Annotated in this window: 15 protein-coding genes and 1 tRNA gene; 4 read left to right on the top strand and 12 right to left on the bottom strand. The window is 73.1% G+C overall.

All coding sequences use genetic code 11. The annotated features are described in order from the left end of the window. Positions 1-150 precede the first annotated feature (150 nt). Positions 151-1,584 (bottom strand): MFS transporter, encoded by a 1,434-nt coding sequence (locus ACZ4K2_RS09920; protein WP_467471404.1) that lies wholly within the window; start codon positions 1,582-1,584, stop codon positions 151-153. A 178-nt stretch (positions 1,585-1,762) separates the two neighbouring features. Here ACZ4K2_RS09920 and ACZ4K2_RS09915 point away from each other — a divergent pair. Then, positions 1,763-1,834: transfer RNA gene (locus tag ACZ4K2_RS09915), tRNA-Cys, on the top strand. A 494-nt stretch (positions 1,835-2,328) separates the two neighbouring features. Next, positions 2,329-3,159: a helix-turn-helix domain-containing protein gene (locus ACZ4K2_RS09910; RefSeq protein ID WP_467769952.1), complete on the top strand. Its 831-nt coding sequence runs from the start codon at positions 2,329-2,331 to the stop codon at positions 3,157-3,159. 33 nt (positions 3,160-3,192) lie between these two features. On the opposite strand, the gene ACZ4K2_RS09905 is transcribed toward ACZ4K2_RS09910, so the two are convergent. Both ACZ4K2_RS09905 and ACZ4K2_RS09900 read right to left on the bottom strand, forming a co-directional pair. Then, the gene (locus ACZ4K2_RS09905) at positions 3,193-4,032 is read right to left on the bottom strand and encodes an SAM-dependent methyltransferase (protein WP_467471401.1); all 840 of its coding nucleotides are present in this window, start codon (positions 4,030-4,032) and stop codon (positions 3,193-3,195) included. 190 nt (positions 4,033-4,222) lie between these two features. Next, positions 4,223-4,459 (bottom strand): DUF397 domain-containing protein, encoded by a 237-nt coding sequence (locus ACZ4K2_RS09900; protein WP_467471399.1) that lies wholly within the window; start codon positions 4,457-4,459, stop codon positions 4,223-4,225. Between the two features lie 544 nt (positions 4,460-5,003). Here ACZ4K2_RS09900 and ACZ4K2_RS09895 point away from each other — a divergent pair. Together ACZ4K2_RS09895 and ACZ4K2_RS09890 are read left to right on the top strand one after the other, a co-directional pair. Continuing rightward, positions 5,004-5,252, top strand: a complete 249-nt coding sequence (locus ACZ4K2_RS09895) for a hypothetical protein (protein ID WP_467471397.1) — start codon at positions 5,004-5,006, stop codon at positions 5,250-5,252. A gap of 136 nt (positions 5,253-5,388) precedes the next feature. Continuing rightward, on the top strand, positions 5,389-5,646 hold the full coding sequence (locus tag ACZ4K2_RS09890; protein WP_467471395.1) for a helix-turn-helix domain-containing protein: 258 nt from the start codon (positions 5,389-5,391) through the stop codon (positions 5,644-5,646). A 75-nt stretch (positions 5,647-5,721) separates the two neighbouring features. On the opposite strand, the gene ACZ4K2_RS09885 is transcribed toward ACZ4K2_RS09890, so the two are convergent. From ACZ4K2_RS09885 to ACZ4K2_RS09845, 9 genes are all read right to left on the bottom strand, one after another. Then, positions 5,722-5,937, bottom strand: a complete 216-nt coding sequence (locus ACZ4K2_RS09885; RefSeq protein ID WP_467471393.1) for a hypothetical protein — start codon at positions 5,935-5,937, stop codon at positions 5,722-5,724. A gap of 137 nt (positions 5,938-6,074) precedes the next feature. Next, positions 6,075-6,455: a VOC family protein gene (locus ACZ4K2_RS09880; RefSeq protein WP_467471391.1), complete on the bottom strand. Its 381-nt coding sequence runs from the start codon at positions 6,453-6,455 to the stop codon at positions 6,075-6,077. Positions 6,456-6,569: 114 nt separating this feature from the next. Next, positions 6,570-6,791 carry a DUF397 domain-containing protein gene (locus tag ACZ4K2_RS09875; RefSeq protein WP_467471389.1) on the bottom strand — a complete coding sequence of 74 codons (222 nt, stop codon included), beginning with the start codon at positions 6,789-6,791 and terminating at the stop codon, positions 6,570-6,572. Continuing rightward, complete coding sequence (locus tag ACZ4K2_RS09870) at positions 6,788-7,663, bottom strand: helix-turn-helix domain-containing protein (protein WP_467471388.1); 876 nt, start codon at positions 7,661-7,663, stop codon at positions 6,788-6,790. Before ACZ4K2_RS09870 ends, ACZ4K2_RS09875 begins: the two co-directional genes overlap by 4 nt. 107 nt (positions 7,664-7,770) lie before the next feature. After that, positions 7,771-8,907 (bottom strand): SUKH-4 family immunity protein, encoded by a 1,137-nt coding sequence (locus ACZ4K2_RS09865; protein WP_467471386.1) that lies wholly within the window; start codon positions 8,905-8,907, stop codon positions 7,771-7,773. Between the two features lie 166 nt (positions 8,908-9,073). Next, positions 9,074-9,202 carry a hypothetical protein gene (locus tag ACZ4K2_RS09860; RefSeq protein ID WP_467471385.1) on the bottom strand — a complete coding sequence of 43 codons (129 nt, stop codon included), beginning with the start codon at positions 9,200-9,202 and terminating at the stop codon, positions 9,074-9,076. Continuing rightward, on the bottom strand, positions 9,199-11,508 hold the full coding sequence (locus ACZ4K2_RS09855; protein ID WP_467471383.1) for a xanthine dehydrogenase family protein molybdopterin-binding subunit: 2,310 nt from the start codon (positions 11,506-11,508) through the stop codon (positions 9,199-9,201). Before ACZ4K2_RS09855 ends, ACZ4K2_RS09860 begins: the two co-directional genes overlap by 4 nt. Continuing rightward, entirely contained in the window at positions 11,505-13,931 is a 2,427-nt protein-coding gene (locus ACZ4K2_RS09850; protein ID WP_467471381.1) for a (2Fe-2S)-binding protein, read from the bottom strand. Before ACZ4K2_RS09850 ends, ACZ4K2_RS09855 begins: the two co-directional genes overlap by 4 nt. Beyond that, complete coding sequence (locus ACZ4K2_RS09845; protein WP_467471379.1) at positions 13,928-14,821, bottom strand: FAD binding domain-containing protein; 894 nt, start codon at positions 14,819-14,821, stop codon at positions 13,928-13,930. The genes ACZ4K2_RS09850 and ACZ4K2_RS09845 overlap by 4 nt, the downstream gene beginning before the upstream one ends. Positions 14,822-14,966: the final 145 nt, after the last annotated feature.

The raw sequence follows: 14,966 nt of genomic DNA, 5'->3' as shown, positions 1-14,966 counted from the left end.
GGGCCACCCTACCGGCGCCGCCGCACGGCCGACGCGCGAACGGGCCCGGGGCACACGCGGGTGGGAGACACGTCACAACCGCCGCGGCCGCCCCGTGCGCACCACCGGCCCGCACTCCCCCCGCACCGGGGAAACCGGTCCCTTCCCCGCTCACGCCCGCAGCCGGCGGGTCACCCAGGAGCCCGCGAGCGCCACGACCGCCATCGGCAGGAAGACGGCGGCGAAGGCGGCGGGGTGGCCGGGCGCGGCGTGCGCGGTGGTGGTGGCCGCCGTGCTGCCGCCGCCGAGGGCCGCGAAGGCCGCGCCGGTGCCCGCGAGGAGGATGACGTTGGACAGGCCGTCGGAGATCTGGAGCGCGGCGGAGTTGCTGCCGGCCTCGCCCGGGGCGGAGAGCTGGAGCAGCAGCACGCTGGTGGAGGAGATCACCAGGCCCATGCCGAAGCAGCCCACGCCCCAGGCGACGGCGACGGTCCACACGGGCACGGAGTGCACGAGCACGCTCGGCGCGGCCAGGATCGCGGCGGCCACCATCACCATGCCCATGGTCATCAGCCGCTCCCGGTGCGGCTCCGCGCCCGGCCGGGACTGCACGAACGAGCCGAGCGCCCACGTCCCGCCGCCGGCCGCCAGCGAGAACCCGGCGAGCGTCGGCGACAGCCCGCGCTGGGTGACGAGCATCAGCGGCACGAAGGACTCGGCGGCGATGAAGGACCCCGCGGCCAGCCCGCGCAGCAGTACGACCGAGGGCAGGCCGCGGGCGGCCCGGCAGGTGCCGCGCGGGAGCAGCCCGAGGACGGCGGGCACGAGCAGCGCGGCACCGGCCAGCCCGGGCAGCAGGGAGAGGGGGCGCAGGTCCTGGGCGGCGTACTGGAGCAGGCCGGCGCCCAGGGAGATGCCGAACGCGAGCCGGATGCGCCGGCGGTCGAAGGAGCCGGCCCCGGCCTTCTCGTCCACCGGGCCCGCCGCTCTGCGCCGTATCTGCGGCAGGGCGAGGGCGAGCGGGAAGACGACGAGGGCCGGGATGCCGAGGAAGACCCAGCGCCAGCCGAGGTGCTCGGTGACGGCGCCGGAGGCGAGCGGGCCGACTATGGAGGGGACGACCCAGCCGGCCGCGAACGACGCCATGATCGCGGGCCGCAGCCGCTCGGGGTAGGCGCGGCCGACGACGACGTACAGGGCCACGATGACCAGTCCGCCGCCCAGCCCCTGCACGGCCCGGCCGAGGATGAACACCCACATGTCCCGCGCGGTCCCGGCGACCACCAGCCCCACCGCGAAGGCGCCGATCCCCGTGGTGAGCGCGCCGAGCGGGCCCCGGCGGTCGGACCACTGCCCGGCGAACACCATGCCGAACAGGCTGGTCGTGAAGTAGCCGGAGAAGGCGAACGCGTACAGCGCCAGCCCGTCGAGCTCCCGCGCGGCGACCGGCATCGCGGTGCCGACGGCGGTGGCCTCGAAGGCGATCAGCACCACGACGGACACGATGCCGACGCTGAGCGCCCGGTACGCCCGGCCGAGCACGCCGTCTTCGGGTGCGGGGTGCGGTTCGAGGACGGCGGGATCACGGGATTCGAGGGCACTCATGCGGTCAGGGTAAGGCCCGCAACCGACATTGACCCCTGTCAGGAGTCCGACCCCCACTCGGCCCTTGGTCGTACGCCGCCCGCCCCGCTTTGTGAACGCGGCATGGCAGTACCGTTGCGGCCGCGCCGCTCCTCTTGAGCCGCTGTCCCGCATGCCCGTACGTTCGTCTCATCAACACGGCCGTGTGCCCGAGTGGTTTAGGGGCTCGCCTGCAAAGCGAGTTACGTGGGTTCGATTCCCGCCACGGCCTCTTATCAGTGACCGGGCGCCTGTCTCTGGGGCGTCGAGCGCCGCCGCGTCCATCGATGCCGCGGCGGCCCCCACGGCCGCAAGGCGACCGCGTGGGCTTCCTTCACGCGACGCCGTTCGCCCGCACCGCGACCAGCAAAGGCCGGTGTGTTTCCCGCCATCCCGTCACCGGCAGCGGCGGCCGCTCCGCGCGGTCGCGTGGCCCGGCATGGTCACTTCGCCGGGCCGTCAGCCTCGGCATATGCCCTGGGCACACGTACGGCGGGTGCTGTCGTCCGCGGCCCCTCGGGCGGCCTCGTGAATCGAACAAATAGAGATGATTGAGTCGGTTATCCGATTTGCTGTGTACCAGTCGCGGACATGCTGCACGATGGTGATCGCGTCCAACTCGGCGACTCAGCTCTGGTGTTCACCCGGGGAGATCAAGTGGGAGCCCAACCGCAGGCTCGACGGCAGGTTCGACAACTCCACAACGCGGTGCCCAAGGCACAGCACATGGTGGTCGGCCGTGAGCTGCGGCGGCTCCGCGAAGCACAGGGGCTCTCGCAGCAGGAAGCGGCCGTTCGACTGGGAGTCTCCAAGTACGTCCTCTGCCGCACCGAGACGGGCGAGACCCCCGGCAAGCAGGACTTCGTACAGAGGGCTCTCCGGGTCTACCGAGCGACCGTCGAGGAAGAGGCGCACCTCCTGGAGGTCCTGGACAACGCCCACCGGCGCCGCTGGTGGCAGGAGCCCGAGTGGCGCGGGGTGGCCAAGCACAAGCTTCACACCCTGGTGACGTTGGAGGAGGGCGCCAAGCTGATCCGGGTGTACGACCGCGACCGGGTGCCCGGGATGCTCCAGACCGCCGAGTACGCCCGCGCCGTGATCCGGAACGGGATGCCGGGAGCACCCGAGGAGGAGACCGAGAAGCGGGTGCTGTTCCGGCTGGAGCGCCAGATGCGATTTCGCGCGTCCCCGCTGGCCGCCCGTTACCTCTGCCTCCTCGACGAGGTGAGCCTCATCCGGGGCTTCGGGTCCAAGGAGATCATGCGGGGCCAGCTCAGGCACCTCGCCGAGCTGGCCGACGACCCGCGTTTCAGCCTGCACATCGTGGAACTGTCGCGCCTGAACACACCGACCGGCATCGGACAGACCATGCTGTTCGACTTCGAGGAGCAGTTGCTCCCCACGGTCCTCTACGAAGAGCGCTTCGAGAGCGGTCTCGTCTGCCAGGAAGCGGACGAGGTGGACCACCGCAGCAAGGCCTTCGACCGCCTCCTGAAGGTCAGCCTGTCGAAGAAGCGCTCGAAGCAGCGGCTTCTCGACCTGCTCGCCAAGCAGTAGCGCTCAGGACGCGGGGACCGTGAGGAGGACGAGTCACCTCTTCACGGCGACGCCCGCGTAGAGGGACGCGTCGGCGTCCGTCACCAGGCTGGGCCCGCTGGCCGGCGCCGGCCGCCAGTGGTGAGCGACGACGAGGCCGGGGTCGACCAGGTCGAGGCGGTCGAAGAAGCGCAGCACCTCGGCGTGGGACCGCACCTGCGCCGGGGTGCCCCGCTGCGTGTAGAGATCCACGATGGCCTGCCAGGATTCCGCGGCGAAGTCACCGGTGCAGTGCGACAGGCTGAGGTACGAACCCGGCGGAAGCTCGTCGAGGAGCCGGTCCACGACCCCGTACGCGTCCTGCTCGTCGGGGACGAAGTGCAGCAGGGCGTGGAGCGTCAGGGCCACGGGCTCGTCGAAGGAGATGCAGCCGTCCTCCTTGACGGCCTCGATGACCGCCTCGGGCTCGGTGACACTGGCTTCCAGGTAGCTCGTCTCGCCCTCGGGAGAGCTGGTGAGAAGCGAATCGGCGTACGCCAGGACGATCGGGTCGGTGTCGACGTAGGCCACCTTGGAGCGCGCGTCCACCGCTTGCACCACCTCGTGGAGGTTGGGCGCGGTGGGGATGCCGGTGCCGATGTCGAGGAACTGCCGGATGCCGCGCTCCGCGGCGAGGAAGTGCACGGCCCGGTGCATGAAGGCGCGGTTTATCCGGGCCGCCGTGACGATGGCGGGGAACTGCCGGATGACGGCCTCGGCGGCCTCACGGTCCACCGCGTAGTTGGTCTTGCCGCCCAGGTAGTAGTCGTACATGCGGGCACTGTGCGGCCGATCTTGGCCTAAATCGGTTGCTCCCTCGTCCGAGAGTCCGGCCTTCTTGCCGACGCCATCCACTTGGACATCCCCCCTCTGTCGTCGTGGTTCTGAGCACCCCTTTTCCGAACTGACCAAGGGATGCGTGCAGTTGCACGCCTCACATGATGGCCTGTCAGTACGGAGCAGTTCCAGAGCCGTCGTGCTTCCTTCGCTGTGATCTTGCCAAGCGAGGCCACCTCGGCGGGCGCGAGGTGGCCGAATCATCACCTCAGGACCGGCCGGCGGTCATCCGGCCGCTCGTCAGGGCGGAGACGAAGGCCGTCATCGCCCGCCGGTCCACCCGGACCACGGGTCCCTGGGAGTCCTTGGAGTCGCGGAAGGCCACCACATGACCTAACTCGGCCAGTTCGACGCAGTCGCCGTTGTGATCGCTGTACGAACTCTTCCTCCAGACGGGCTTCGCGTCGTCACGCCCGATCCGCACGGTGCTGGACTGCTGCTCCATCACGCAACCTCCGCGTTCTGCACTTCCCCGTTACAGGCGTGCAATTGCACGTCTGCCGAACGCTAGGAGTATCACCGCTCGCCGTGGCGGTTATGCCCCGGCGCACAACAGATTTGGGATTCAAGGAGGTGCGCCCGCGCGCAACTGCACGTGATCGCCAACTTCTTTTCATACCGTCACATCAGCCGGAGGGGACCTCACCGGTGCCGGACGGGAACAGAAGAATATGCGTCGGACATATGTTCAATGATCACTGAGAGAGGCCCCGACCTGCGGTGATGCAGCAATTGCCGGTCGTGCCGGGCACCAGAGAACGCGGGTCGCCCTAAACGACTCCCGCGTATCGCAAACGGTGGCGCCATTCGTGCGCCACTCGAAGCGCGGTGGGGCGCACTGGGGGCGCGTTAACCGGCCGAGGGGGCGCGTGGTGCGCACTACTGTCTGAGCAAGCTGATCAGATGATCAGCCGCAGGGCCCTGGCAGCACAGTTTCGCGGCCGTAGCGCCAGGGCCCTGCGCTTACTCCGACCAAAGGAGATACGTCCATGACGTCCTCTCTTGATCGCATGGGCGGCAAGCGCAGCATGCGCACCCGTGCGAAAGAGGCTAGCAGCCACCTCCGAGGCGCCGTCCGCTCGATCCGCCTCACCGACCAATTGGCCGTGCTGACGCAGACGTATGACGTAGTCCGGTCGCTGCAGGAGCCGCCCGCGGCTCCGCTCGACCGCGTCACGGCGGCGCTGAACCTGATCTCTCACGGCTACCGGCTCTACCGGACGCTCAAGGACGGCTAGCGAAGTCCCGGCGGTCTCCTCGGTACGGGGCGGCCGCCGGGCCCCGGCTCGACACGTCCAGGTACACGCGCCCGGCCCGTCACCGCGCTGCGCGCACGCTCAGTCGAACCTCCACTTCGGACCAAGGCCACCTCACATGGACCATGACGAAGGACGCACGACTCCCCGATGGCACATAGGGCAGATCATGGAGCGCGTTCTCCGGTTGGCGCGGATGCCCCGGGACGAAGTCGCCGCCAGTGTGGGCGTATCGCCCCACGTTCTCGGCCGCTACCTCGCGGGCGCGGAGCTGCCCAGCCGCCCCATGCTCGAACGGTTCGCCCGCGCGTGCGGCGCCGACCCGACCGTCCTCCTCATAGTCCGCGAAGACCAGCAAAGACGTACACGCCATTGAGCCCCCGACCGCCCGGGAAGCACCCGGTGGGCCGGCGCCCCGCGGTGGGTGGCCGCGGGGCGCCTTTCGCGGGGTTCAGTCGACATCCTGCCCGTCGTACTTTCCGCCCTTACAGGGGTTGCCCGGCAGGTCGATCCGGGGCGTTCCGCCACCCTCCCTGCACTCGGAAGGAGTGACCGAGGACGGGGCGCCCTGTGCTGTGGCGGCGGCGGCTGTGGCGGCGCCCGTGAGGCCGAGTCCGGCGAAGGCTGCCGTGGCGAGGCCGGCGGCGAGGATCGGTCGGATGCGCATGTGGTTCCCCTTTCACGGATTGCCTCGGTTAGGCACTCATCAGCCTGATCTTCACCCATGTGGGTGGCACGCCATGTACCGCCATTCGGGTGACAGTGCTGTTGAGTGCACGGGGGGGGAACAGCCAGAGCGCGTCGTCAGAGCGGGTTGAGGCGGGCCTTGAGGAGGCAGAACTCGTTGCCCTCGGGGTCGGCGAGCACGTGCCACTGCTCCCCGCCGGTCTGGCCGATGTCGGCCGGGCGCGCGCCGAGCTTCAGGAGGCGCTCCAGCTCGGCGTCCTGGTCGCGGTCGGTGGCGTTGACGTCGATGTGCAGCCGGGCCTTGCCCGGCTCCGGCTCGTCCCGGCGGCTGAGGATGATCGTCGGCTGCGCGCCTCCGAAGCCTTCGCGCGGCCCGATCTCGATGTAGCCGTCCTCGCCGCGGTCGAGCTCCACGAAGTCCAGGACCTCGCACCAGAACCGCGCCAGCACCTCGGGGTCGCGGCAACCGAGCACGAGCTCACTGATACGACATGCCATCGACGAAACCTGCTCTCAGCGTGGGAACGGCGGCGTGGGAACGGCCGGTAAGGGGTTCGCCGCGACCGTACCGGCCGGAGCGGGCGGGCGCGAAGGCTTTTCGCGCCCCGGCACCTACGCGTCGTCCCCCCGGGAGGCGTACGTCACGAAGTCCGCCCAGGCACCCGGCGCCAGCGCGAGCCGGGGCCCGGCGGTGGTCTTCGAGTCACGGACGTACACCGTGGCGGAGGTGGTGGCCACCTCTACGCAGGACTCGCCATTGGTACCGCTGCTGTAGCTGCTTTTGAACCACGCCAGTTCAGAGGTGTGCTTGGCGGCGGACGCCTTGCGCATCATGTCTCTCCCAGCAGTTCTTCGATGAAGGCCAGCGACTCCCGCGGCGGGAGGGCCTGCGCCCGGATCGTTCCATACTGCAGGTCCAGGATGCGGAGCTGCTTGGGGTCCGTGACGGGCCGGCCGTTGTAGAGGCCGTCCGAGCGGCCGGCCGCCTTGCCGTCCGAGAACTTCAGCAGCTCGATCCTGCCGTCGAGCCCGGGATGGGCGTCCGTGTTCGTCGGCATGACCTGAAGCGTGACGTTGCGCAACCGCCCTACCTCCAACAGGCGTTCGAGCTGTCGTTGCCACACCATTGTGCCCCCGACCCTGCGGCGCAGCGGTGCCTCTTCCAGCACAAAGTGGATGGACGGCGCCGGTGTCCGTTCGAAGACCGACCTCCGGGCGACGCGGGCAGCCACCATGCGGTCCACATCGTCCTGCGAGTACGGCGGCTGAGCCGCCTCGATCAGGGCCCGGGCGTGTTCCGGGGTCTGCAGGAGGCCGTGCACGCTGTTGCACTCGTACACCCCGATTTCCACGGCCCTGCTTTCCAGCGCCTTCAGTTCGCGGACCTTCTTCGGGTACCGGACCTTCTCCACGTCCTCCTTCATCGCCGTGAGCAGGCCACCGGCGCCCAGGACCTCGTCGGCCTTGTCCAGGTACTCGGGGCGGGGGATGCGCTGTCCGCTCTCGACCTTGTAGACCAGGTCCTCGCCGTAGCCGATGGCCCGGCCGAATTCGCCGGCCGTCATGCCCGCCGCCTCCCGGCGCAGCCTGAGCTGCCGTCCCACCGTGGTGATGACGGCGACGCCCCACTCGTCGTCCGGGTCCACCTCCCAGCCCCGCTCGCCGGTCTCGTCCTTGAGTGGCTCCACGCCCTCGTCGACCGTCATCGGCAGCCCTCCGTCACCGTGTGTCGCGGCACCATCACGGGCAACGGTAGGGCGGTGCGGCCACGCTGAGTGACCTGAATGCGGAAATGCACCAGGTCGGGTGGGGCTCAGTAGACGCCGCCCGCCTCGTCCCGGAGGAGTTCCGTCCACTGGTGCCAGGTCGCGGGGTCCAGGCTGTCCAGGGTGTGGATCATGGCCGCCACCAGGTGGTCGTAGGCGTGTGTCGCCAGCTCGTGGCCCAGGTGGGCGTCGATGGTGCGCTCGTGGTGGATGAGCCACAGGGTGAAGGCCAGGGTGGAGACGTCCGTGTTGAGGGAGTGGAGCGTGGCGTCCGGCTCGCTGAAGGTGAGGACCCGGCCCGTCCTGCCGTCGACCACCAGGCCGGTCTCCTCCAGCAGGTGGCCCAGGTGGATCAAGTGGTCGCAGTGGGCCGGGAGTTCACCGGTGCGGCCGGGGCGCTCCTGGGCGAAGTACTCGCGCAGCGTCGGCAGGGGCAGGTCGCTGTCGACGGAGAAGAACACCGCCTCCTCCGGCAGTCCCGTCTCGCGCAGGAACCGGCGGGTCGGCTCGTGGGTGAGCGTCCCCGGGAAGTCGACCTCCTCGAAGCGGACCACCCTGCCGTGGCCGAACTCCTGGTCCAGGACGCGCGCGGGGAGGTCCAGGGTGAGTCCGGAGGCCGTGCCGGGGCCGGCGACCAGGGAGAGCGGGCGGATCAGGGCCGCCGCCTTCCAGTACGGCGGGATCCGGCCGTCCGTGCCCTCCTCGAAGAGGGTGAGCAGGCGCCGGGACGCCTCGGTCGCCGTCCCGGGGCCGTACTGGCCCGCCAGGGAGGCGAAACGGCCGCGCAGGCCCGCCAGTTCCTCGGTGACCGCGGCGAAGCGCAGCAGGGTGTGCAGGGAGGGCGCGAAGGGGCGCGGGGCGGCCGGGTCGAAGAGGTAGGCCGTCGTCAGCTCGCCCGTGGCGCCGTCGAGCAGGATCGACTCGCGTTCCAGGCCGGCCGGGGTGAGGAGTTCGCCGATGACCAGGCGGCCGCGCAGCTCCTCCGCGAGGCGCAAGGGGCCGTCGGCGGCGTCGGCGAGCGTGCGCAGGCCGTGCGTGCGCAGCGGGGAGAAGGTCAGCAGGTCGGTTTCGGCGGGCAGTCCGGCGCCCGTGAGGAGGCCGCGCGTCGGCGCGTGGGTGATCAGGCGGTCCAGCTCCGCCTCGGTCAGTGTGATCGCCGGAACCCCGGCATCGGTCGTGCTCATCGCTCCCCCGCGATCGTCCCCGTGCGTGCCGGACGCGCACACCGTCGTACGGCGCCCCCGGGCGGGTTCCCCCACCAGTGGGCACAGTACGCCGCCCCACTGACAACGGCCCGCACCGGGCAAGACGCCGGGCGGCCCGCGCGCGTTGCGCGCCCGCGGGCACCGGCTACGTGAGACGGATCCCGCCGAGCACGACCGCCAGGGCCGCCACGACGAACAGCAGGATCCAGCCGAGCAGCCTGCCCGGGCCGGGCGCGGGTTCGTAGCGGGGCTCGCCGGCCGGCGGGGTGCTCACCGGTCCGTCACCACCGCGGCCTGCGGGCGGATCGGGAGGCGGTTGACCGGGCGGCCGGTGGCCGCGCGGACGGCGGAGGCGATCGCCGCCGGGGACGTCACCACCGGGACCGCGCTGACCGACTTGGCGCCGAAGGGCGCCACCACGTCCCGTTCCTCGACCAGTTTCACGATCCGGACGTCGGGGGCGTCCAGGGCGGTCGGCAGGGCGTACCCGGTCAGGTCCGGGTGCCGGACCAGGCCGCGGGGGGTGCGGAGGTTCTCGGTGAGGGCGATGCCCACGCCCTGGGTGACGCCCGCCTCGATCCGGGCGGCGAGCTGGGCGGGGTTGAGGACCCGGCCGACGTCCTGGGCGACCGCCAGCTCCACCACCCGGACCGAGCCCAGCTCGACGTCGACGTCGACGACCGCGCGGATCGCGCAGAACGCGAGGCCCACGAAGGCGTCGCCCTGCCCGGAGGCGTTCAGCGGCTCGGTGGGGTGCGGGCGGCACTGGGCCGTGGCCCACAGCTCCTTGCCCTCCATCGCCTCGGTGACCGTGGTCGACAGCACGCCGTCGTACGAGGTGATCTTGCCGTCCGTGATCTGGAGCAGCTCCGTCGACATGCCGAACTGGTGGGCGAGCGGCTGGAGGAGCTGGGAGCGGACCATCTTCGCCGCCCGCTCCACCGCGCCGCCCGACACCCAGGTGTGGCGTCCGCGGCAGCCGGCGCCGGCGGACGGCTGGTCGGTGTCGACCGGGGCCACGTGGACCTCGTCGATGCCGAGGGTCTCCTGGACGATCTGCCGGGCCAGCGTGGTGAAGCCCTGGCCGGTCTCCACGGCCGCGCACAGCACGGTCGCGATGCCGTCGTGGACCTTGACCGTGGCCGTCGACACCTCGTCGGCGCCCTCCGCGCCGAGCATGTGGACCATGCCGAGGCCGTAGCCGACGCCCCGGCGCACCGCGCCCGGCTCGCCCGCGCCCTCGGGGCCGCCGGGCAGCAGCCAGTCCTCCTCGGGGGTGTCCTTGGGCAGGGCGGGCAGCGGGAAGTCCCGGACCGCCTGGAGGAGTTCGGCGACCGGCGCGGGGCAGGTCACCGTCTGGCCGATCGGGAGGACGTCGCCCGTGGCCAGGACGTTGCGCAGGCGCAGTTCGGCCGGGTCCAGGCCCAGCTTCCTGGCCAGCTTGTCCATCTGGCCCTCGTAGGCGGCGCACACCTGCATCGCGCCCTCGCCGCGCACGTGCCCGGACGGCGGGTTGTTGGTGCGCACGGCCCAGCCCTCGATGAACGCGTTCGGCACGACGTACGGGCCGCACGCGAAGGAGACGGCGGCGGCCAGGGCCTCGGCCGAGGTGTCGGCGTACGCGCCCGCGTCCAGCAGGATCTGCGCCTCCACCTTCACCAGCCTGCCCTCGGCGTCGGCGTGGTGGCGGTACCGGAGCAGGGTCGGGTGCCGGTGGGCGTGGCCGAGGAAGGACTCCTCGCGGGTGGCGGTGAGTTTCACCGGGCAGCCGGTCCTGAGCGCGAGCAGGCCGAGCGGGAGCTGGAAGCCCTGGTCCTCGCGGTCGGCGGTGGCGCCGGGCACCCCGGTGACGACGATCTTCACCTGTTCGGGGGACAGTCCGTAGCAGGCGGCGGCCGTGTTCCGGTCGGTGTGGGGGTCGGTGGAGGCCAGGTACAGCTCCACCCCGCCGTCGGAGCGCGGCACGGCGAGCCCGGCCTCGGCGCCGATCGGGGCGGGGTCCTGGCGGCCGATGCGGTACAGGCCCTCGACGACGACCTCGCCGGCCGCCTCCGGGTCGCCGTGGTGCAGCGGGATGTGCCGGATCAGGTTGCCGTCGGGGTGGAGCGGCTCGGCCTCGAAGGCGTGTTCCGGGTCGGTGACCGGGTCGAGCACCTCGTACTCGACGATGACGGCGGCGGCGGCCATCCGCGCGGTGTCCGGGTGGTCGGCGGCGACGGCGGCGATGGGCTCACCGTGGTGCCGTACGACCTCGGAGGCGAACACCGGCCGGTCGGGCGTGCCCCGCCCGTGGCGGGGCGTGCCGGGCACGTCCTCGTGGGTGATGACGGCGCGGACGCCGGGCATCTCGCGCGCGTGGGTGGTGTCGATGGAGACGATGCGCGCGTGGGCGTGCGGGGAGCGCAGCACGGCCGCCCACAGCAGGCCCTCGGCCCACAGGTCGGCCGCGTACGGGAAGGTGCCCTCGGTCTTGGCGCGGGCGTCGGCGTGCGGCAGCGAGGCGCCGAGGCCGTGCGGCAACGGGTCGGCCGCGGGGGCGGGTTCCGCCGCGGTGGTCGCGATGCCGGCTTCGTTGCTCACGCCTGGCCTCCGTCCTGGCCGTAGTGCTGGGGCTGCGGTCCCGGCGGCGCGCCGTACGGGTCCGGTGCGGTGGCGTAGGGGTCCGGTGCGGCGGCGTACGGGCCGGGTGCGACGCCGTGACCGCCGTGCTCGTCGGGTACACCGTGCTCGCCGTGGCCACCGTGCACACCGTGCTCGCCGTGGCCGTCGTGCCCGTCGGGGGCGGTCCGCGGGGTGTCGAACACGCCGGGCGTGTCGAACGCCGACGCGTGGACGCCGCCGGAGCCGGGGCCCGCCTGGTGCGGGATGCGCGCCTCGTCCCCGTTTGCGTCGGGTCCGGCGTGGGACGCCTCGCGTTCCGCGACGACCTCCCGGACGGCCTCCAGGACGCCCCGGTAGCCCGAGCACCGGCAGAGGTTGCCGCACAGCGCCTGCCGGGCCTCCAGCTCGGTCGGCGCCGGGTTTCCCTCCAGCAGGTCGTGCACGGTCATCGCCATGCCCGGCACGCAGAAACCGCACTGCACGGCACCGCACCGGGCGAGCGCGCGCTGCACGTCGGAGGGCTGCCCGTCCGCGGCCAGGCCCTCGACCGTCCGTACCTCGCTGCCGGCCGCGGTGACCGCCGGGACCAGGCAGGAGGCGACCAGGCGGCCGTCCACCTGCACGTTGCAGGCACCGCACTCGCCCTGCGAGCAGCCGTCCTTGGCGCCCGCGAGGCCGAGCCGTTCGCGCAGCACGTAGAGCAGGGACTCGCCGATCCAGGCCTCGGTGACCGGGCGGTCGGTGGCGTTGACGCGCAGCGCGTAGGAGGCGAGGGGGTGGTCGTCGTGCAGCGGCGGCGGTACGGCGGCCGGGGCCCCGGCGTCCTCGGCGGCGGCCCGCGGGGCGGACTCGGCCTCGTGGTCCGGCGCGGCTTCCTGGTCCACCGGTGCGTCCTGGGCCGGCGCGGTGGCCTCGGGGCCGGAGGCGTCGTCGTGCCCGGCGGGGTGCGCCGCGGCCGTCGGCTCGGGTTCCCCGGCTCCGTCCCGGGACTCCGTCTCCGGGTCGCCGCCGGAGTGTTCCGCGGCCGGTTCCGCCGGGCCGGCCTCGGGGGTCTCGGCGTGGCCTTCGGCCTCGGTGCCGGGCTCGGGCTCGGCCGGGGCTGCCGGGGCCTGCGGTGCCGCCGGGTGGGCCGGGGCCTGCGGGGTCTGCGGGGTCAGCGCGGACTGCGGGTCAACGGCCGCCGCCGGGGCGCCGGGTGCCGCCTGGGCGGCCGTGTCGGGCGCCGGGGCCGGGTGGGGCGCGTCGGCCGGGGCGGTGGGCTGTTCGTGGCCCGCGGGGGCGTCGGCGGGGCGTTCGGGGGCCTCGGCGAGGTCGTGCGCGTCGGCTTCCGCCGCCGGAAGCGGCACCCCGGGCGTGGCGGCGTCACCGGCGGCGGGACGGCCCGGCCCGGCGTGACCGGCCTCGGCACCGGCCTCGTCCGCGTGAGCCGTCTCGGCGTACTCCGCGTCCGCGTGAGCCGTCTCCGCGTACTCCGCCTCCGCGTACTCCGTCTCGCCGTACTCCGTCTCGACGTACTCCGTCTCGACGTACTCCGTCTCCGCGTGAGCGGCCTCGGGGCCGTCGGCCTCCGGGTGACCGCCCTCGGTACGGGCCGCGTCCGGGTGGCCGTCCTCGGCGTGCCCCGCGTCCGCGTGCGCACCTGCGGCGTGGCCGGCCTCCGCGTGACCGTCGGCCGCATGACCGTTCGTCGGGTGGCCGGCGTCCTCGGGGCCCGGCTGGTCCGGGTAGCCGGTCCCGTGGCCGTATCCGGTCTCCGGGGCGTACGCCTGCGGTGCGAGGGCGCCGCCCGCCGGGTGGGCGCCGGTGTGGTCGGGCAGGGGGGTGTGTCCGGGTGCGGGGGTGTCCGGGCGGGCCTGGGGGTGGCCCCACGCGTGGCCCGCGCCGTCCGTCGCCCAGGGGGCCGGCGCGCCGCCGGGCAGCGTGGCCGGCGGGGTGCCGCCCCACTGCTCGACCAGCGAGGACGTGGTGAACTCGCCCGACTCGTCCGGCAGTTCGCCGCCGGCGACGGGGATGGACCACTGTCCGGTGACGTCGTGCCCCGGCGCGGCCGGTGCCGTGGGCTCCTCGAAGGTCCACTGCTGGGTGGCGCCGGACGGGTACGTGAACCGGTCGTCCGTGCCCGGCGCCCGGTCCTGCGCCGTGTTCGCGTCGGGCCACCCGGCGCCGTCGCCCGGCGCGGGCCAGCCGCCCGCGGCGCCCTCGGCGTGCGTGGCCGTGATCCGCGGCGGCACGTAGCCGTGTCCGGGCGCGGCCAGCGGGCTGTCGCCGGACAGCAGGGCGTCGATGCCGCCCTCGGGGAGTTCGACGAAGGCGGTGGCGCCGTCGTCGTAGTCGCCCTGGGGCAGCGGGTTCCAGCGTCCGCCGCCCTGGGGCGTGCCCTCTCCGTGCTGGTCGTCGGTCACGACAGCGCCCTCCCCAGTGCTCGTCGGGCCAGCGCGGCGACGGTGCGCCGCAGGTGCAGTACGGCGGGCGGAAGCGGGGTCACCGAGCCGTCGGGCTCGGGGACCGGGTCCGGGATGCAGGCCGCGGCGACGTACTCCCCGAAGGCGTGCAGCGCCTCCGGGACGAGGACGCGGTCGTTGTCCCAGTCGATCAGCCCGGCGACCCACTGCTCGGCCTCCAGGGGCCGCAGCGGCATCGGCGCTATGGCCCCGACGGCGCAGCGCACGCCGCGCCGGGCGGGGTCGAGGACGAGGGCCACGGAGGCCAGCGCGCGGCCCGGCCCGGTGCGTCCGGTGGCCTTGAGGAAGACCTGCGGCGCGTGCAGCAGCGGTACGCGCACGTAGCCGATGAGTTCACCGCCGCGCAACATGTCCACGCCGGCCAGCAGGTGCGACACCGGGATCTCCCGGCGGGCCCCGCCCTGGCCCGCGATGATCAGCGTCGCCTCCAGGGCGGCCAGCACCGGCAGCGCGTCCCCGGTGGGGGCGGCCGTGGCGATGTTGCCGCCCAGGGTGCCCGCGTTGCGGATGTGCGGCGGGCCCGCGGCGCGCGCGGCGGCGGCGAGCGCCGGGATGAGGGCCGCGAAGTCGGGGCGGCCCATCCGCGCGTGCGTGAGGCCCGCGCCGAGCAGCGCGTGGCCGTCCTGGTACTGCCAGCCGCGGATCTCGCTGATCCGGCCGAGGCCCACCAGCGCGGCGGGCCTGAGCTGACCGGAGTTGACGGCGGCCATCAGGTCGGTGCCGCCCGCGACGGGGACGGCGGTGGGCACGGCGGCGAGGGCCGCCACCGCCTCGTCCAGCGTCGTGGGCAGCGTGACGGCCTGCGCCGCCTGCGGTGCGTGCGTGGTCAAACCGGCTGCCCCTTCCCGCTGCCCCACCTGGTCCCGCCTGTGCTGCCGTACCGTACGTGCTCACAGGGCGGACGACGCAACTCTGGCACATCTTCGCAAGGCTCGAACGCGGGGGTCCGCTAGGAGGCGTTCGCCCACCTCAGCG

It is taken from the genome of Streptomyces sp. NPDC025833 (assembly GCF_055558055.1).
The sequence above is the reverse complement of the archived record's forward strand: the minus strand, read 5'-3'. Positions and strand labels throughout refer to the sequence as shown.